Origin of the sequence: Chryseobacterium culicis, from assembly GCF_900108365.1 — a bacterium.
GTDB lineage: Bacteria > Bacteroidota > Bacteroidia > Flavobacteriales > Weeksellaceae > Chryseobacterium > Chryseobacterium culicis.
Window position 1 is genome coordinate 600354 of sequence record NZ_FNWQ01000001.1, and the last position, 16299, is coordinate 616652.

The 16299-nt window shown below is 37.1% G+C and carries 23 protein-coding genes; 10 read left to right on the forward strand and 13 right to left on the reverse strand.

Translation table 11 applies throughout. The features are described 5' to 3' along the window. The first annotated feature begins 41 nt into the window (after nt 1-41). Together BLW74_RS22770 and BLW74_RS02670 are read left to right on the forward strand one after the other, a co-directional pair. Nucleotides 42-176: a hypothetical protein gene (locus BLW74_RS22770; RefSeq protein WP_262487309.1), complete on the forward strand. Its 135-nt coding sequence runs from the start codon at nt 42-44 to the stop codon at nt 174-176. Further along, on the forward strand, nt 176-550 hold the full coding sequence (locus BLW74_RS02670) for a hypothetical protein (protein ID WP_089689902.1): 375 nt from the start codon (nt 176-178) through the stop codon (nt 548-550). Before BLW74_RS22770 ends, BLW74_RS02670 begins: the two co-directional genes overlap by 1 nt. A gap of 140 nt (nt 551-690) precedes the next feature. On the opposite strand, the gene BLW74_RS02675 is transcribed toward BLW74_RS02670, so the two are convergent. Both BLW74_RS02675 and BLW74_RS02680 read right to left on the reverse strand, forming a co-directional pair. Continuing rightward, entirely contained in the window at nt 691-1314 is a 624-nt protein-coding gene (locus BLW74_RS02675) for a hypothetical protein (protein ID WP_089689903.1), read from the reverse strand. Nucleotides 1315-1408: 94 nt separating this feature from the next. Continuing rightward, nucleotides 1409-1876, reverse strand: coding sequence for a VOC family protein (locus BLW74_RS02680; protein WP_228424746.1), 468 nt, complete (start codon nt 1874-1876; stop codon nt 1409-1411). 119 nt (nt 1877-1995) lie between these two features. Here BLW74_RS02680 and BLW74_RS02685 point away from each other — a divergent pair, with 119 nt between their 5' ends. Both BLW74_RS02685 and BLW74_RS02690 read left to right on the forward strand, forming a co-directional pair. Then, the gene (locus tag BLW74_RS02685; protein ID WP_089689905.1) at nt 1996-2559 is read left to right on the forward strand and encodes a TetR/AcrR family transcriptional regulator; all 564 of its coding nucleotides are present in this window, start codon (nt 1996-1998) and stop codon (nt 2557-2559) included. A 38-nt stretch (nt 2560-2597) separates the two neighbouring features. Next, nucleotides 2598-4010 (forward strand): MFS transporter, encoded by a 1413-nt coding sequence (locus tag BLW74_RS02690; RefSeq protein WP_089689906.1) that lies wholly within the window; start codon nt 2598-2600, stop codon nt 4008-4010. 119 nt (nt 4011-4129) lie between these two features. Here the strand turns inward: BLW74_RS02690 and BLW74_RS02695 are convergent, their stop codons facing one another. The 7 genes from BLW74_RS02695 to BLW74_RS02725 all read right to left on the reverse strand — a co-directional run bounded on the left by BLW74_RS02695 (nt 4130) and on the right by BLW74_RS02725 (nt 8856). Continuing rightward, nucleotides 4130-4543 carry an SRPBCC family protein gene (locus BLW74_RS02695; protein ID WP_089689907.1) on the reverse strand — a complete coding sequence of 138 codons (414 nt, stop codon included), beginning with the start codon at nt 4541-4543 and terminating at the stop codon, nt 4130-4132. Nucleotides 4544-4545: 2 nt separating this feature from the next. Further along, on the reverse strand, nt 4546-5049 hold the full coding sequence (locus BLW74_RS02700) for an SRPBCC family protein (protein ID WP_089689908.1): 504 nt from the start codon (nt 5047-5049) through the stop codon (nt 4546-4548). A gap of 41 nt (nt 5050-5090) precedes the next feature. Further along, complete coding sequence (locus BLW74_RS02705; RefSeq protein WP_089689909.1) at nt 5091-5411, reverse strand: ArsR/SmtB family transcription factor; 321 nt, start codon at nt 5409-5411, stop codon at nt 5091-5093. Nucleotides 5412-5572: 161 nt separating this feature from the next. After that, complete coding sequence (locus tag BLW74_RS02710) at nt 5573-5773, reverse strand: YqaE/Pmp3 family membrane protein (RefSeq protein ID WP_089689910.1); 201 nt, start codon at nt 5771-5773, stop codon at nt 5573-5575. 24 nt (nt 5774-5797) lie between these two features. After that, the gene (locus tag BLW74_RS02715) at nt 5798-6181 is read right to left on the reverse strand and encodes a tetratricopeptide repeat protein (protein WP_089689911.1); all 384 of its coding nucleotides are present in this window, start codon (nt 6179-6181) and stop codon (nt 5798-5800) included. 212 nt (nt 6182-6393) lie between these two features. Next, nucleotides 6394-6810, reverse strand: a complete 417-nt coding sequence (locus tag BLW74_RS02720) for a hypothetical protein (protein ID WP_167358363.1) — start codon at nt 6808-6810, stop codon at nt 6394-6396. A 9-nt stretch (nt 6811-6819) separates the two neighbouring features. Then, nucleotides 6820-8856 (reverse strand): M3 family metallopeptidase, encoded by a 2037-nt coding sequence (locus BLW74_RS02725; protein ID WP_089690641.1) that lies wholly within the window; start codon nt 8854-8856, stop codon nt 6820-6822. A gap of 212 nt (nt 8857-9068) precedes the next feature. Here BLW74_RS02725 and BLW74_RS02730 point away from each other — a divergent pair, with 212 nt between their 5' ends. Beyond that, nucleotides 9069-9599, forward strand: coding sequence for an SRPBCC family protein (locus tag BLW74_RS02730; RefSeq protein WP_089689913.1), 531 nt, complete (start codon nt 9069-9071; stop codon nt 9597-9599). Nucleotides 9600-9634: 35 nt separating this feature from the next. Here BLW74_RS02730 and BLW74_RS02735 read toward each other — a convergent pair whose 3' ends face one another. Further along, a complete protein-coding gene (locus tag BLW74_RS02735; RefSeq protein WP_089689914.1) occupies nt 9635-9994 on the reverse strand; it encodes a DUF805 domain-containing protein in 360 nt (119 codons plus the stop codon). Between the two features lie 131 nt (nt 9995-10125). On the opposite strand from BLW74_RS02735, the gene BLW74_RS02740 reads away from it, so the two are divergent. The 5 genes from BLW74_RS02740 to rimM all read left to right on the forward strand — a co-directional run bounded on the left by BLW74_RS02740 (nt 10126) and on the right by rimM (nt 13202). Next, the gene (locus BLW74_RS02740; protein WP_089689915.1) at nt 10126-10575 is read left to right on the forward strand and encodes a GreA/GreB family elongation factor; all 450 of its coding nucleotides are present in this window, start codon (nt 10126-10128) and stop codon (nt 10573-10575) included. 119 nt (nt 10576-10694) lie between these two features. Further along, nucleotides 10695-11330, forward strand: coding sequence for a DoxX family membrane protein (locus BLW74_RS02745; protein ID WP_089689916.1), 636 nt, complete (start codon nt 10695-10697; stop codon nt 11328-11330). A 45-nt stretch (nt 11331-11375) separates the two neighbouring features. Continuing rightward, complete coding sequence (locus BLW74_RS02750; protein WP_089689917.1) at nt 11376-11888, forward strand: nitroreductase family protein; 513 nt, start codon at nt 11376-11378, stop codon at nt 11886-11888. A gap of 189 nt (nt 11889-12077) precedes the next feature. After that, complete coding sequence (locus tag BLW74_RS02755; protein WP_089689918.1) at nt 12078-12644, forward strand: 30S ribosomal protein S16; 567 nt, start codon at nt 12078-12080, stop codon at nt 12642-12644. 15 nt (nt 12645-12659) lie between these two features. Continuing rightward, nucleotides 12660-13202 carry a ribosome maturation factor RimM gene (gene rimM / locus BLW74_RS02760; protein WP_089689919.1) on the forward strand — a complete coding sequence of 181 codons (543 nt, stop codon included), beginning with the start codon at nt 12660-12662 and terminating at the stop codon, nt 13200-13202. Nucleotides 13203-13301: 99 nt separating this feature from the next. On the opposite strand, the gene BLW74_RS02765 is transcribed toward rimM, so the two are convergent. The 3 genes from BLW74_RS02765 to BLW74_RS02775 all read right to left on the reverse strand — a co-directional run bounded on the left by BLW74_RS02765 (nt 13302) and on the right by BLW74_RS02775 (nt 16232). Then, nucleotides 13302-14216: a helix-turn-helix domain-containing protein gene (locus tag BLW74_RS02765; RefSeq protein ID WP_089689920.1), complete on the reverse strand. Its 915-nt coding sequence runs from the start codon at nt 14214-14216 to the stop codon at nt 13302-13304. Between the two features lie 131 nt (nt 14217-14347). Continuing rightward, nucleotides 14348-15187 (reverse strand): SDR family NAD(P)-dependent oxidoreductase, encoded by an 840-nt coding sequence (locus BLW74_RS02770; protein ID WP_089689921.1) that lies wholly within the window; start codon nt 15185-15187, stop codon nt 14348-14350. Between the two features lie 115 nt (nt 15188-15302). Beyond that, entirely contained in the window at nt 15303-16232 is a 930-nt protein-coding gene (locus tag BLW74_RS02775) for a helix-turn-helix domain-containing protein (protein WP_089689922.1), read from the reverse strand. Nucleotides 16233-16299: the final 67 nt, after the last annotated feature.

Consider the following 16299-nt stretch of genomic DNA (forward strand, 5'->3'; position numbering starts at 1 on the left):
TTTGTTCTAATTTAATATATTTGCAGTATAATGATACAACAATGGAAGGAAAACAGAAATTCAATGATAAGCCGGCAGAAAGTACTGATCCGGAAAACAGAACAGATCCTCAGGAAATACTATCAAAAATACTGCAGGTAATTCTTGGAATAATCATGGCTGTATTGCACATGTGATGAGAAAAGGAATCTCATTTTGGTTTCTGCTGGGACTATTGTCGTGGGGAGGAATAATTCTGCTGAGAAGAAACGGAATTATAATTCCCATTATTAATAATTATTTTACAGATTGTATTACAATTCCTATGTATTGTTATCTGATAGAATATATCATGAATGCTATGATGGGCTGGCAGTGGAAACCAGATTTGAAATTCGTACTCACCTCCGTACTGTATCTTTCTTTTTTATTTGAGGTGCTATGCCCGGAATTGTCTCCGCGTTTTACAGGAGATGGGCTGGATGTGCTGGCGTATTCCGGAGGAGCAATAGGATATTACTTTATGGCAGTCAGAGAGGATGATAAAATCGCCGGCGATTCCACATCGTGAAGGAGATTGCCGGCTGTGTTATAGTTTTTATCCTGGTTCAATAATTATTCTTACTGCATTTTCTGCAGCCGTTTTCTTTCGGTTATGTTTACAAGACAATTATTGAATGCAGAATGTTACATTGCAGGATGCATATTTTTTTATTTCCGTTCCAGTTTAATGATTGGACCTTTGTAAAACTTAGTCAGATCATACAGATCCGTAAAATAACGCTGGAGGTCCGGAATAAGGTTATGGTCAAAATCTTTCAGACTGCATTGGTCTTCTGCCAGAAGATATAAAGATTGGTTATCTGGTTTCAGATATTCACAGAGAATGTTATCTTGATGCTGTTTTCTGTGGATAAGTTCCGTAAGAAATATTCCGTAGATCAGAAATTGGTTAAAATTTTTAGAATCAACAATATAATTCATATCCTGTTTCAGCAGCTTTTCATAATCTGAAAGTATCTGCAGGAAATTTTTGGCGTGAGCAGTTGTTGGAATTTCGTAAAAAAGATCAATACCATTGACGAAAAGCTGAGTTTTGGTCTCTTCATGATCTGAAGAATACACCTGATGGAACCATTGGAAAATAAGCAAAAGCTCTTCCTGGGTAAGCTTTTCAACAGAATCCTTTATTTTTTCTTTAATGGTTTCAAGGGTATTTTTCGCTTCAGGCTGAAGAAATTTCAGAATATTTTCTTCTTCACGGCACAGCTTATTGTACAAATTAATTTTGGCAACAGTGGGATTGGTCTTGATGAAATAAAGTTCTTCCGCCATAGTTATTTACCAAGTCAGCTTTTAAATGGTTATTTAAATATACGAAATATGCGGTAACTGCATTAAAAAAATTAATATGCAATGAATGGTATGGCTATCGTACCGTTTCATGAAGTGCAATTCTGTTTCCTTCTGAGTCTTCAAATTCTGCTACAGCAAAACCGTATTTGTCGTCTGTTCTCTTGGGATAAAGAACGGAACCTCCATATCGAACCGCTTTTTCCAATGTTTGGTCAATATTCTCAGTTTTAAAATAAATAATAACACCATCTTTAGAAGGTTTGTAGGCCTCTCCTTTGGCCAATGCTCCTGTGATACCGCTGCTTTTTTCTTCAAAAGGAAACAAAGCCATCTCGTAGCCATCTATGATTTCTTTGGTAAAACTAAAGTTGAAAACGGCAGAATAAAATTTTTCAGCACGTTCCAAATCATTCACTGGAATTTCAAAGTAGACTGCAGGATTGGTGGGTTTCATATTTTTCGCAGGATCAGGTTTTTCTGACGGACTGCAAGATACACTTAATAGTAACAAAAACATGAAAAAGTAAGGAAGTGGTTTCATGATCTGAAAGTTTAATGGCCGGACTATTATTTTCTTAATCTAAAAATAAAGTTTTTATCCCAATTTAAAAAATAGATAGACTTATCTATTTTTTATGTAGATTTGTGAAAATTTTCATCATGAAAAAAGAAAAAGTGCGTGAAAGAATTATCAGGGTTGCTTCGGATCTGTTTTATAAGCAGGGGTACAATTCTACGGGAATCAATCAGATTATTGCTGAAGCTGATATTGCCATTGGTTCTTTGTACAATCATTTTTCCTCGAAAAATGATCTTCTCCACGCTTATCTTGTTAAGGAAGAGCTGGATTGGTTTAAAGGATTTGAAAACAGTACCTCTACCATTTCAGATCCGAAAGAAAAACTTCTGGCACTTATTGATTACAGAAAAAAACTGCAGCAGACATCAAAGTTTGCAGGGTGTCATTTCATTAAAATTATTTCCGAAATAGGAGAGGGGAATCCTTCCGTTTCCGGATTTGCCCAACAGCATAAAGAAAAACAAAAAGAGCTGATCAGAACATTAGTCAATGAATATACAGCACAAGCATTGATGACCGATCCCGAATTAACAGCAAAAAGTATTTTTCTTTTGATAGAAGGTGCTGTGGTGACGTCTACCATCAGCAGGCAAAACGATTCTTTTGATCACGTAAAAAAAATTGTTCAGGGTTTATTACCCTAAATTTTTTATTCTTAAAAAATAGATATATCTATATAAAAATGAGATACAAGTATTTGAATTTGTGGGTGATATTGTTGGGTCAATTATTGATCATAATGGACATTTTTATCATCAATGTATCTGTACCCTCTATTGAGCGTGACCTTCATGCTTCTAACGGGGAGATGCAGTTCGTGATGGCCGCTTATCTTATCGGATTTGCCTCTTTACTGATTACCGGGGGAAGATTGGGTGATCTGTATGGAAGGAAAAAGATGTATATCACCGGATTATCAGCGTTTATGATAAGTTCCGTTGCGTGTGGATTTTCTGCCGGAGCAGAGCAGCTGGTTATTTCAAGGTTCGTACAGGGGATAAGCGCAGCGATGATGGCCCCCCAGGTATTATCCATGATACAGATCCTGTTTCCCGGTCATAAGGAACGTACCGAAGCAATGGGCTGGTATGGAATTACAATTGGAATAGGAACTGTTTTGGGGCAGTTTCTTGGGGGGTATTTTTCTTCTCTGACCGTCATGGAAGAGCCCTGGAGATTTGTTTTTCTGATTAATGTTCCCCTAATTATACCGGCCGTTTTTTTTACCATCAAGGTATTGAATGAATCTAAGGCTTCTGTGAAGCAGTCTTTTAATACAGGAGGAGTTGTCATTCTTTCTGCAGGGCTGTTTTGTGCTACTTATGCCTTTACCTTGTCTGAACATGAAGGATTTACCTTTAAAAATGGGTCATTAATGATCATTTCAGCAGGAATTTTGTTCATTTTCATAAAAGATCAAAAGAAAAGAATCCGGAATGAACGTTCTTATCTTATTGATTATGAGTTATTCCAATATAAAAACTTTAATCTTGGAATGGCAGCCGTTTCTTTCTTTTTTATCATGCTGGATTCCTATTTTTATATTCTTTCTCTCTTTTTTCAAAATGGCTTAAAGATCAGTCCACTGGCTGCGGGAGAAATTATCGTTTTTCAGGGATTAGGGTTTATCCTTGCTTCTGTTATGTCAGTAAAACTGATTTTAAAATATGGTAAAAAAGCCTTAATGGCAGGACTTTTATTTATTATTGCGGTACTTATCTTTCAGCTGTTGCTATTCAGAATGGAGATTAGTTTTCCTGTTTTTTATCTGTTGTTATTTTTGCATGGGCTGGGAATAGGGTCTGTCATTCCTTCTCTGGCTACTATTGCCCTGTCGGGAATGCCTGAAAAGCTTACCGGCAATGCTTCCGGTGTCTATAATACTTTTCAGCAGATTGCTGCTGTTATCGGAATTGTTGCCGTAGGAAGTATTTTCAATTATTTTCTGGGAGAAAAACCTGAATATCAGGATTATCAGAACGCTTTTCTTGCAGCCATACTGATCAATATTTTATGCATTATTGTTGTGATTGTCTGTGTTTTTAAAGTTCCGGATGAGGTTCTTCCTGAAATGAGATATATTCCGAAAAAATGAGACCTTTACACATTTCATCTTTCAAATGTCACTGTCAGCAATTCAGATTGTACAGTTTTCTACTAACGGAAAAGCTGAATGTAAAACATCCAGCTTTATTGATTCTTAACTAAAAAAAATTAATTTGATTCCGTATACTTTTTGAAATTATCAAGAATAGCCTGCCAACCACCCTTCTGCATTTCTTCAGGATTTTGATTTTCCGGATCGAAAGCTACGTTGAGGTGGGTTTGCCCCTCCTGTTCTTTAAAGTCAACCTCTACCTGCCTTCCGTCCGGCATGGTATACTTAAAGTTTTCACCGTCTTTTATTTCATCATAAACCGCTTCGAAGTCGAAACCGAAGCTTCCGTCTTTGGCCTCCATCCTTGCAGCATATTTTCCTCCCACTCTCATATCATTGGAGGCTGAGGGACACTGCCATGAAGGATCTGCAAAGTTCCACTGTGTAATGTGTTCCGGACTGGTGTAATAATTCCATACTTTTTTTGCATCTGCGTTAATGGCAGCAGAAACTGTGATTTTGTGGCTCATTTTTATGGTTTTAATGTTAATAATAATTCATCAAGTTTTTCTAGAGTAGCCCTCATTCCCTGTTCCATACCCATTTCGATAACGGTTTGAAGGTCGGTTAATGACTGATAGGTGACAACCGTTTCTACCAAAGTGTTTTCGTTTTTATCTGTAAAACTGACTGCCCATTCTGCCTGAGGTAAAGCTGTGTTGATTTCTCCTTTTTCGTTGCAAAATGCATCGCTTGAAGAATAAGAATCAATAGGGTTGATCTTGTGATAGCTAACCCATCCCCAATATTCAGTTCCATTGGGGTCTACCATGGCATAATGCCAGTGTCCGCCTTCACGGAAGTCCATCGACTTTGTTTTAGTGGTCAGTGGTTTTGGAGCAAACCATCGGTCAAGAAGCTCACTCTTTGTGTAACAGTCCCAAACCATTTGCCGGCTTGCCATAAACTCACGTCTGATTGTTAAAGTGTTCTTTTCCTTATCTGCAAGAAAATCGAACTGAAGATGATGTTTCATACTATTATTTTATAGTTTGTTTTGGTTAAATAATTTGATCCTTATTGCTGCTGGCTTTTTAAGGTTGCCAGTAAAGTGTCAAGCTGGTCGAAACGGCTTTCCCATATCTTTCTGAACTGTTCCAGCCAGTGATCAATTTCTTTCATTTTATCAATTTGTAGAAAATAATAAATTTCTCTTCCCTGATGATTTTGGGTCACCAATTCACATTCAGTCAGGATTTTAAGATGTTTTGAAACTGCCTGCCTGGTCGTGTCAAAATGTTCTGCTATCGTATTGGGTGTCATTGCCTGTACTGCTATCAGTGCAATAATTGCCCTGCGGGTGGGATCTGCTACAGCCTGAAAAATATCTCTTCTCATAGACAATAATTTTTAAATGAAACCATATGGTTGCAAATATATGTGCAACTTTTCGGTTTCGCAAGTTTTTTTTTGAAAAATGAACAGATCAAAAACTGTAATTAATAATAATTTGCTGTAAAAGCTATGTAATCAGTTGTTTATAATGTTATTGCTGTCCGCTATTTTCTGTTTTCGCGCATCGCTTTAATCAATCTGTCATTTCTTTTATCGGCTCTTTCATTATTAAGAGAAAGAACAGCCCATATGGCAGCCGGAAGCCATCCGATCAGTGTAATCTGTAAAATCAGACAGAGAATTCCGGTGAGAACTTTTCCACGGATCATAAATGATAAGAAGGGGAGTACTATAGCTAACAACATGAGTGTAAGTTTTAATTGATTTTTTTAACGGGACTGCGGATCAAAATATGCTTTAAAAGTAAGGGGATCTTCTGTTGACGCTTCAGCTTCTTCAAGATATTCCAGATATTCTTCCTGATGTTTCTGCATATAAACAAGTACAATGGAAAGGTTGACAAACAGATTTTTGTCTTTGGAACCCAAATGTAATGCCTTTTCTAAATAATCCAGCGCCATTTCGTTTTCTCCCATATCAGAATATACAGCACCAATATTGGTGAGAGCTGAAGTATTTTCAGGCTCAATCCGTAAAATTTCCTCTAATTCTTTCACTAAGAGATCATTTAAAGTATCCCAATGGTCTTCATTTTCCCATCTTTTAGCCTGAAGTTTTTTTACGTTTTCTAATCTTTGTTTTATCGTGCTCATTATTTACAATTACTAATGGATCGTTTCCCCGTACAAATTTAGCTTTCCTAAAATACATATTTGGTTTTTTCTTTAGTAAAATATTTTATTCTTTAAGCCAATACTAGGGTTCATTTTTCAAAAGTTCATGATAACTGTAGAATGGATTTTAATAACCATTAGTTGGAAGTAAAAAGAACAGCAATCGCTGTTCTTTTTGTATTGTTTTTAATCTATTGAACCAATTCTTTCAGTGTTTTTTCTGACTTCATCAGCTCACCGTCCGGAATCTGATGATTAAGGTAGGTGAAAAGTAAATTGGTTACCCAGCTGTCTTCAATATTGTGAATGAAGTAAGAGCATATCAGGCCAAAATCATCGGAAATATATGCCGGCAGATCTGAAGAACCTGTATTTCTGAATGTGGAAACAAATATTTCCTTTCGGATATCGCTAATTTTATCTTCAGTTTCCTCATCAGTAGATTTTTCTTCAATGGCTTGATAAGCATTCATCCACCTGTCAGAAAATTCAGAAGAATCTCTGTTGTCAAGAATTTTATCAATCTTTTCAGGCGTAATGTTGTCAAGAATCATTTTTAATGATTTATTAAAAACTAATTCTAATGCGTTTATTTCTTCTGTCATCATCCAATAATTCTATCCAAATGCTCTTTTCAGCAAGCTTTCCACTTTCGGTTCGCTGCCTCTGAAGTTTTTGTAAAGTTCCATGGGATCTTTTGTTCCGCCCGAAGAAAGCAATACTTTATATTTGGCCGCAATTTCAGGATTGAAGATTCCGTTTTCCTTGAAATACTGGAATGCGTCAGCATCCAGAACTTCTGCCCATTTGTAAGAATAATATCCTGCAGAATAGCCTCCCTGGAAAATATGGGAGAAGCTTGGGCTCATTGCGGTTTCAGCATTAGAAGGATAAAGCGTGGTTGCTTTGGTATACTTATCTTCAAATTCTTTCACACTCTCGTTCTCCAATTCTGCCACTTTTGTATGGTAGTTCATATCCAGCAGTCCAAAACCTAACTGTCTTAACGTCTGATACCCTTCCATAAAGTTTTTAGACTGTTCAATTTTTTCAATTTTTTCGTCAGGAAGTACTGCTCCGGTTTTATAATGTTTCGCGAAAGTCTTTAAGAATTCCGGCTCATAGCAGAAGTTTTCCAGAAACTGTGAAGGCAGCTCAACGAAATCCCATTTTACGGATGTTCCGGAAAGAGTAGGATATTGAGTATCGGCCATCATTCCGTGAAGGGCATGCCCGAATTCGTGGAACAGAGTAGTTACTTCCTGGAAAGTCAGTAAGCTTGGGGTATCTTTTGTGGGCTTGCTGAAGTTGCAGACAATGGAGATATGAGGACGGGAATTTTCACCGTTCCGTTTGTACTGGTTTTTGTAGCTCGTCATCCATGCGCCTGCTCTTTTCCCTTTTCTCGGGAAATAATCAACGTATAATAATGCCTTGTAGCTGCTAGCCTGAGCGGAGTCGAAGGCCTCCTTTACTTCATATACATTGACGTCTTCATGGTATTTCGGAATGTCATTTCTTTCTTCAAACGTAAGCCCGAAAAGCTTTCCGGCCAGTCCGAATACAGCCTCCTGTACCTGGTTTAATGGAAAATAGGGTTTTAATTCTTCATCATTAAGATCGAATTTCGCCTTACGAAGTTTTTCAGCATAGAATGCATGATCGTAGCCTTGCATTTCCTCAATTCCGTCAGCTTTTGCTAACGCTTTTAATTCTTCAATTTCCTGATCTGCATAAGGCTTTGCTTTGGTCAGAAGTTCATTTAAAAAATCTAAAACTTTTACCGGAGACTTAGCCATTCTTTCTTCCAGAACAAAATCGGCATAGCTGGTATATCCGAGGAGCTCAGCTTTCTGCTGTTTTAAATTCAGAAGTTCTTTAATAAGTTGCTGATTGTCAAATTCTCCGCCATCAAAAGACTTTTTACCATTTGCCAGAGCCAGTTCTTTTCTCAGCTCACGGTTTTCAGCATAGGTCATAAAAGGAATATAGCTCGGATACTGTAGCGTTACTACCCAGCCATCAAGGTTTCTTTCTTTAGCTTCTTCAGCATATTGATCAATGATAGCTTCAGGAATTCCTGTAAGATCTTCCTTATTGGTAATATGTTTAAAATAAGCATTGGTGGAGGCCAGCACATTCTGACCGAACTGTAAAGATTTCAAAGAAAGATCCATGCTGATTTTCTTCAGTTGTTCTTTATCTTCTTCATTCAGTAAAGCTCCGCTTCTTACAAAACCTTTGTAGGTTTCATTCAAAAGCATTTCCTGTTCATCATTGAGGTTATATTTTTCCTTTTCATCATATACTTTTCTGATTTTGTTGAAAAGAGCTTCGTTTTGAGAAATTTTTGAAGAATATTCTGTTAAGATCGGAGAAACTTCCTGTGCGATCTGCTGAATTTCGTCGCTGGTCTCCGCTGAATTTAGGTTGAAAAAAATATTAGAAACCACATCCAGCTGCTCTCCGGAATAGGCTAAAGCTTCAATTACATTTTCAAAAGTGGGTTCATCAGGGTTGTTGACGATGGCATCAATTTCGGCTTCAGATTTTTGAATCAATTCTTTAAATGCCGGAAGATAATCTTCATTTTTAATGCTGTTGAACGGTGCTGAATGGTATGGAGTGTTAAACTTTTCTGTTAAAATATTCATGTTATATTTTTTTATAATCAGGTAAATGTAAGGATTCATTGGGAATCACAGCTGAAGCGGACAAAAATAATGCCTCACTGTCAAGTTATGACAAAAATACCTTATCTTTAATTAATCTTGTCATATGGAAAGAAGGAGTGATGCGGGAATATTTAATTTTGAGAACCGATTTCAAAATCATGATTAAATAAATAATCTTAAATATATAGACTATGAAAACACTCTTAAAAATTATCGGTATTATCATTGTACTGATTCTTATCTATGCTGTCATTGCCATGCTGGCTTTCAGTAAAGATTATCACTATGAAAAATCCATTGTCATTAATGCTCCACAGGAAAAAGTATGGGCCTATACGGGGAACTTAAAAGGATATAACCAATGGGATCCTTTCTCCAAGACAGATAAGAACATTGTCATTACCTATTCAGGAGAAGGAGATAAGCTTGGAGACTCCTATCATTGGAAGGGTGATAAAAATGTAGGGGAAGGTGAGCAGTCTATCACCGAACTCATCCCTAATCAAAAAATGGCAACCCAACTTCACTTTATAGAACCTTTTGAAGGAAATGCTAAAAGCAATATTGTACTGACACGTGAAGGGAGTGGAACAAGAGTAACCTGGATGATAGATAATGAACTGAACACCATCATGAAAATTATGAAACCTATGATGGATAATAACATGGATAAAATGTTTGGCCAGGGGCTGGATAATCTTAAGAAATTAGCTGAAAAATAAAATGAAAACCTTGTCAATTGACAAGGCTTTTTTTATTACAATTCTTTCTTCCCGATTTCGTTAATCGAGTTATAGTTTCCTTCACCTTTCGGGTTAGGACCGTACTCATTAGGACCGTGATCACTGTCTGCAAACAACATCCAGAAGCCATAAAAAGGAATTAACTGGTACCATCCTGAATTTCCTCTGTCATGGCATCTTTTGGCGCCCTGTGCAATGAAAAACCATAGAAATGGAATAAGTAAAAGGAAAAACACAATGGTAACACCCACGGGTGGCTCGTTGCTTTGAAAATAAATATTGAACGGTACAGAAAATACGGTATACAGAAGATAGGACAATCCGTATTCTGTCCTTCTGATTCTTCCATCAAATGAAAATGGTGCTTTAAACATGATTTTAGTTTTAAAAGCGGCAAAGCTAAAAAATATTTTTTATAAATAATAACTATTTTATGAACGTTATTTTATGCAGAGCAAAGTAATATTAGTCTAAAAATATTATCTTTATATAAAGAATAGATTATATGGAGAAGATTGTATTTGAAAAAAGTGATATCCGGGACTTTGTTAAAATTACCATTGCAGAGAAAATTGAAAAGCTGAAAAATTTTATTGAATTTACTCTGGAAGCCAGTCGTGACATAAAAAAAACTCCGAAATATGACAGCATGAGAGAAGAAATGCAGGAGGAGATTTATCAGATGCAGCGGCAGCTGGGTGCTTTGAATGATCTCAAAAGAAATATGGCAAAAGTTCTGAATACCACTACAGAAAGGGTACAGCTTGGCTCACTGGTGATAACGAATAAGGCCAGGTTTTATATATCCGTGTCACTGGGAGAATTCTTTTTTGAAGGAGACAGGTTCTATGCCATTTCTCCCGAAAGTCCTATGGCCAAAAAAATGATGGGCATGAAGGCCGGTGATGAATTTACCCTCAATAAAATCCATCAGAAGCTTATAGAGGTACTCTAAATAAGATTCATCAATATCCCTTTTCAGTGTAATGGTTTCCATCATTATAATAATTAACTTCAGATTTATGTTTGGAGTTTTATTTTTATTTAGTACCTTGCTATGCAAAATACTAAACTATGAAATGGGAGCAATTAAGAACAGACAGCATTAGCCAGTGGATCATTATTCATCTTCGTTATCTTGTAGGATCCGCTTTTTTTCCGTCGGGTTTAATAAAGCTTATGGGAGACAGGTTTACCAGGATTTCAACCGATCACCCAATCGGATATTTTTTTGAAGCCTTGTATCAGTCCGGTTTTTATTGGAATTTTTTAGGACTGGCACAGGTAACAGCCGGAATTTTACTGATGACACAGCGCTTTGCCACACTGGGAGCATTGATGTTTCTGGCTATATTGAGTAATATCTGGCTGATCACCCTCAGCCTTTCCTTTGCAGGAACCTGGATAATCACCTCCTTAATGATGATTGCGGTCATGATCTTGGTCATCTGGGATAAACATAAACTGCTTCCTCTTTTTAATTACAACAAAGCTATTATGGTGAAGGAATATCCTGATCCCGATAGCCGATGGGGCGTTGCCGGGGTAGTATATTCCATAAGTTTTATTGCATTGTTTATGCTGAATCCTGTAAAAGGTGAGGCTTACGAAAAATGGCTGAGTATTCTGATCGCTTTGATTATTGCAGCAACATTCATCATAAGCAATTATCAGGCGTATAAAAATCGTAAACTGGCTGTAAATCCTTAACGTTTTAAATGAGATAGATTGAATTCCATGTTGTAAATTTGCAGTATGAATAAAGCAACCCTTTTAAAAGAAATTATAGAGGAGAGAAGGAGTATTTTCCCGAAAGATTATACTGACACAGCAATCCCACAGGAAGTTTTGACGGAAATTTTACACGCTGCCACGCTGGCTCCCAATCATAAACGGACCAAGCCATGGCGTTTTAAAATATTCAAAGGAGAAGAAAAAGTACAGCTTGCATCAGAAATGCAGGCCATCTATAAAGCAACCACAGCAGCGCCTCTTTTTTTAGAAAAAAAATACGCTGACATTGGTTTTAAAATTAATAAAGCTGATGTTGTAGTCTCCATTGTTGTCAATTTCAGCGGAATGGTTCCTGAATGGGAAGAAATAGCAGCTACTTCAATGGCGGTTCAGAATATGTATCTTACCTGCACAGCAAATAATATAGGGTGTTACTGGAGTTCTCCTAAGATTGTAGATGGATTGAAAGACTCTCTTACTATTGAAGAAAACCAGAAATGTCTTGGATTGTTCTATATGGGTAATCTGGAATAAATGCCCTGGCCGAAAGGTTTGTTGAGCTTTTTTTCTTTATGAAAGAAAATAAGGGAAAACAGGTTTCCGGCCCCTGAAAAAATGAATTTCATAAAAGTTTGTATCCGGAGCTTTTTACTTCAAACTTTTTTATTATCTTTGCACTCTTAAATATTTAACTGGGACGAGTTCCCGTAAAATTCAAACATTATGTCAGTAAAAATCAGATTACAAAGACACGGTAAAAAAGGAAAACCTTTTTTCCACATCGTGGTTGCAGATTCCAGAGCGAGAAGAGATGGTAGATTCATCGAAAAACTAGGAACTTACAACCCAATTACTAACCCGGCAACGATCGAATTGAACGTTGATTCTGCTGTAAAGTGGTTAAACAACGGTGCTCAGCCAACTGATACTGCTAGAGCTATCTTATCTTACAAAGGTGCTCTTTACAAAAAACACTTACAAGGTGGTGTCGCTAAAGGTGCTTTTGACGAAGCTGAAGCTGAAAAAAGATTCAATGCTTGGGTAGAAGCTAAAGATGCTAAAGTACAAGGTAAAGTAGAAGGTTTGGCAACGGCTAAAGCTGATGCTAAGAAAGCTGCTTTAGAAGCTGAAGTAAAAGTAAACGAAGCTAGAGTTGCTGCTGCTGCACAAGCTGAGGCTGATGCTAAAGCTGCTGAAGAAGCTGCTAACGCACCTGCTGAAGAAGTTGCTGCTGAAGCTGCAGAAGGAGAGGCTCCTGCTGCTGAAACTGAAGAAAACACTGAAGCTTAAGAACAAAACCCTGTTATGCGTAAAGAAGATTGCTATTTTTTAGGTAAAATCACACGCAGACACGGACTTGCGGGTAACGTCATCCTTAAATTGGATACCGATCAGCCCGAGCTTTACAATAAACTGGAATCAATATTCGTTGAAATCAACGGATTATTGGTTCCATTTTTTATTGAAAAATCATCATGGAGCAAACTGGATGCTCTCAATATTGCATTCAAAAATTCTTCTGAAGCAATGGTAGATCAGGTGTTGGGCAAAAGTGTTTACCTTCCGCTTGCTTCACTACCCAAACTTTCAGGAAAACAATTCTATTACCACGAAATCATCGGGTTTGAAATTTTTGATCAGGATGATAACAACTGCGGAGTGATCAGATCCGTAAACGATCAGACGGCGCAGGTGTATTTCATTACCAATCTGGATGGAAAAGAAGTGGTGATTCCTATGATCAAAGATTGGATTCTTGACGTTGACAGAGAAGAAAGAACAATCAAAATGGAGCTTCCTGAAGGTCTTATTGATGTTTTTCTTGTTCCTTCCAAGAAAGACGAATAATTTGCAATAAGCAAAGCTTAATTCGTACGCTCCTTTCTATTATCCTTAGATTATATCCAAATATTATTCTCAGTTCAAAGTCTTGTGAATGCAGGTCTATCAGTTGAACATTTTCCTGAATTCTCCGGGAGACTGATTGGTTTTCTGTTTAAAGAGCTTGCTGAAAGACTGCGGATGCTCAAATCCCAGCTCATAGGCAATTTCACTTACAGAAAGACTGGTTGTACTCAAACGTTCTTTAGCACACTCTATTAATTTATTCTGAATATGCTGCTGGGTGTTTTGCTGTGTGTGAAGACGCAAAAGTGTTCCAAGATAATTAGGCGAAATATTCATCTGATCGGCAATACATTTCACAGATGGAATACCGTTTTCAAGGAGATTGCCGCTTTCAAAATATTGGGAAAGAATATCTTCAAACTTATACAGCAGTTCATGACTGGATTTTTTCCTCGTGAAAAACTGGCGTTCATAAAAACGGTCAGAGTACACCAGCAGTAATTCAATCTGGGCAATGATGAGCTCCTGCGTGAATCTGTCTGTGTTGGTCTGATATTCCCGCTCAATATTTTTAAACAGATCAATTAGGATTTTTTCTTCCTTATCCGAAAGAAAAAGGGCTTCTTTTACTTTATAACTAAAAAAATCATAGGATTTTATTTTTCTCGTTAATGACGTGTTCCAGAGAAAGTCAGGATGGATAAGCAATAAAAAACCGGTAGGTTCCACGTCTATATCAGGATTGATTTCAAGGCTCAAATATTGCTGTGGTGAAACAAAGCAAAGCACTCCCGAATCGAAATCATACGGTTGCTGTCCGTAGTTGAACTTTGGAGTAACATTCTTTTTCAAACCGATTGAATAAAAATTCTGAATCCATTTCAGTTCCTCATTGTCTACAACATACCGCACTTTGCTGTAGTCTATGACGCTGATGAGCGGATGCTCAGGATTAGGAAGACCACAGAAAGCATGAAAATCCGAAATAGTGTTAAAATGAACAGGCTGTTTCATAAGAGCAAAGTTAGCTGTTTTTACAAAAGTATAATATATTGATTTTAAAAGCCTTCAACCCCGGCCAGACTAACTTTTCTAAAATTGTATTTCAGATGCCCTGCTGAACGGAGTTGAAGAAATTATCAGATTTAAATGGCCGTAGAAACGGTAAGACTTTCCCACTTCTGCGCGTCCTTCTTTAAAATATCAATTTTGTTATTCAGAAATTCCAGTGTTCCTACTCCCAGTAATAAATGTACGGGAGGATTTTTCTCTTTGCTGATCTGGATCAGTACATCGGCTGCTTTTTCCGGATCATTTGGCTGATTTCCATTAATCTCATTAAGGTGGGCCTGTTCCGAATTTCTTGCTGCTTCATAAGCCTGGATTGGGTTGGCAGGTGTTTTCACAGAGTCTTTGGTTAAAAAATCGGTGCGGAAATATCCGGGATAAACAACAGTAGCATGCACTCCGAAATCTTTTACTTCTTCAGCCAGTGCTTCTGTAAATCCCGCAACAGCAAATTTTGTAGAGCAGTAGATGCCCCAGCCCGGAAAATTAGCAGAATATCCTCCCACAGAAGAAATATTGAAGATATTTCCTGATTTTTGTTCACGAAGATAGGGCATTGCGTTTCTGATCACATTCAATGTTCCAAAAACGTTCACGGCATAATTTTCTCTTGCTTCTTCGTCGGTAAGCTCTTCCAGCGTTCCGATTTGTCCGTAGCCTGCATTGTTCACAACCACATCAATTCTTCCGAAATGATTCACTGTTTTTTCAATAGCAGATTTGATTTCATTATTGTCTGTAATGTTGACACCAAGTGGAAGGAAGTTTTCTGAAACCGCTCCGATGGTGCAGATCAGGGATTCAACGGTACGGCTTGTAGCAGCAACCTGAAACCCTTCAGATAGTAATTTTTTTACCAATTCGAATCCTAAGCCTTTCGAAGCTCCTGTCACGAACCATACTTTTTTTGTTTCCATTTTTAAATATTTTTTTGTTTAAATGATGGTACAAAGATGGCAAGTTACGAAAAGGGAAATGTAGCCGAATCGGGGAATGATGTATCCAAATCGTGAATGGGATGGAAAAGACGGTTCAGGATAAATTTTGCTGTAACCGGTCAATCTGCTCATACATTTTATTAAAGAACATTTTCCTTTCCCGGTTTCCGGATTCATTCAGCGACCTGGAGTTCTTGATCTGATGCTCAAAATAGCTCAGAGAATCTTCACAGGTTATTTTATCATTGGTCATCATATATCCGAACATGCTGAAAGGCACAAAAAAAGAACATTGCTCTTCATTCTTGAATAAAATACTGTTATTTAAAATGACTAAATCATTCACATAAATCTGAAAATTAGTTTTTTCCAGTGTTTTAATTTCGAGCCCTTCCAATAATGTTTTCAGATCTTTCAGAATAAGATCCGCGTCTTTTTTCTTTAATAATCCCATTTCGTAATAGAAGGATATTTGTCTTAAAGCACTCATGATGGTGGTGTCATTCCAGATTTCAGTAACGTTTTGCTTATCATAAAGGTCTTTCAGGAGATCGTTTTTTACAGAGTGATAATCCATATTAAATTCATGAAACGGACTTAAAAACTTATCCTGATTCAATAAATTCATCCAGACATAAAACTTGAAACGTGAAAGCACTGAATCTGAAATGGTATAAAAAAACGGAATGTCCTTCGCAGAGTAAAATACTTTGGAGTGGGTAATATTCTGAAAAACATTCAAAATCTTCAGAGAGTTCTCAAAATAATTTAAAAGATCTTCGGTAGTTCTTACGGGCTGTGTTCTCTTGACAACCAGCTGGTTTTCCGTTCCCAGAAACTGATCCAGTGAAATCTGATAATATTGGGCGAGTTCCAGTGCTTCTTCAAAACTGAACTTAGCTTTTAGTGAAGTCCTTCTGTGAGCTGCGTCATAACTGATATTAAGGATGTTGGCAATCTCATCATTTAAAGATTTTTCACCAATTTTTCTCCGAATCTCTTTTAATAAGGCTTCCTGGTGCATAGTTTTGTGATTTTCACAAATGTAGGATTTTTTGTGAGAACAACGGTTGAAAAGGGGGGAGCTTGAA

Coding starts and splice junctions, on each gene's coding strand:
- BLW74_RS22770 (WP_262487309.1), top strand. CDS start 42: ATGGAAGGAAAACAGAAATTCAATGATAAGCCGGCAGAAAGTACTGAT.
- BLW74_RS02670 (WP_089689902.1), top strand. CDS start 176: ATGAGAAAAGGAATCTCATTTTGGTTTCTGCTGGGACTATTGTCGTGG.
- BLW74_RS02675 (WP_089689903.1), bottom strand. CDS start 1,314: ATGGCGGAAGAACTTTATTTCATCAAGACCAATCCCACTGTTGCCAAA.
- BLW74_RS02680 (WP_228424746.1), bottom strand. CDS start 1,876: ATGAAACCACTTCCTTACTTTTTCATGTTTTTGTTACTATTAAGTGTA.
- BLW74_RS02685 (WP_089689905.1), top strand. CDS start 1,996: ATGAAAAAAGAAAAAGTGCGTGAAAGAATTATCAGGGTTGCTTCGGAT.
- BLW74_RS02690 (WP_089689906.1), top strand. CDS start 2,598: ATGAGATACAAGTATTTGAATTTGTGGGTGATATTGTTGGGTCAATTA.
- BLW74_RS02695 (WP_089689907.1), bottom strand. CDS start 4,543: ATGAGCCACAAAATCACAGTTTCTGCTGCCATTAACGCAGATGCAAAA.
- BLW74_RS02700 (WP_089689908.1), bottom strand. CDS start 5,049: ATGAAACATCATCTTCAGTTCGATTTTCTTGCAGATAAGGAAAAGAAC.
- BLW74_RS02705 (WP_089689909.1), bottom strand. CDS start 5,411: ATGAGAAGAGATATTTTTCAGGCTGTAGCAGATCCCACCCGCAGGGCA.
- BLW74_RS02710 (WP_089689910.1), bottom strand. CDS start 5,773: ATGTTGTTAGCTATAGTACTCCCCTTCTTATCATTTATGATCCGTGGA.
- BLW74_RS02715 (WP_089689911.1), bottom strand. CDS start 6,181: ATGAGCACGATAAAACAAAGATTAGAAAACGTAAAAAAACTTCAGGCT.
- BLW74_RS02720 (WP_167358363.1), bottom strand. CDS start 6,810: ATGATGACAGAAGAAATAAACGCATTAGAATTAGTTTTTAATAAATCA.
- BLW74_RS02725 (WP_089690641.1), bottom strand. CDS start 8,856: ATGAATATTTTAACAGAAAAGTTTAACACTCCATACCATTCAGCACCG.
- BLW74_RS02730 (WP_089689913.1), top strand. CDS start 9,069: ATGAAAACACTCTTAAAAATTATCGGTATTATCATTGTACTGATTCTT.
- BLW74_RS02735 (WP_089689914.1), bottom strand. CDS start 9,994: ATGTTTAAAGCACCATTTTCATTTGATGGAAGAATCAGAAGGACAGAA.
- BLW74_RS02740 (WP_089689915.1), top strand. CDS start 10,126: ATGGAGAAGATTGTATTTGAAAAAAGTGATATCCGGGACTTTGTTAAA.
- BLW74_RS02745 (WP_089689916.1), top strand. CDS start 10,695: ATGAAATGGGAGCAATTAAGAACAGACAGCATTAGCCAGTGGATCATT.
- BLW74_RS02750 (WP_089689917.1), top strand. CDS start 11,376: ATGAATAAAGCAACCCTTTTAAAAGAAATTATAGAGGAGAGAAGGAGT.
- BLW74_RS02755 (WP_089689918.1), top strand. CDS start 12,078: ATGTCAGTAAAAATCAGATTACAAAGACACGGTAAAAAAGGAAAACCT.
- rimM (WP_089689919.1), top strand. CDS start 12,660: ATGCGTAAAGAAGATTGCTATTTTTTAGGTAAAATCACACGCAGACAC.
- BLW74_RS02765 (WP_089689920.1), bottom strand. CDS start 14,216: ATGAAACAGCCTGTTCATTTTAACACTATTTCGGATTTTCATGCTTTC.
- BLW74_RS02770 (WP_089689921.1), bottom strand. CDS start 15,187: ATGGAAACAAAAAAAGTATGGTTCGTGACAGGAGCTTCGAAAGGCTTA.
- BLW74_RS02775 (WP_089689922.1), bottom strand. CDS start 16,232: ATGCACCAGGAAGCCTTATTAAAAGAGATTCGGAGAAAAATTGGTGAA.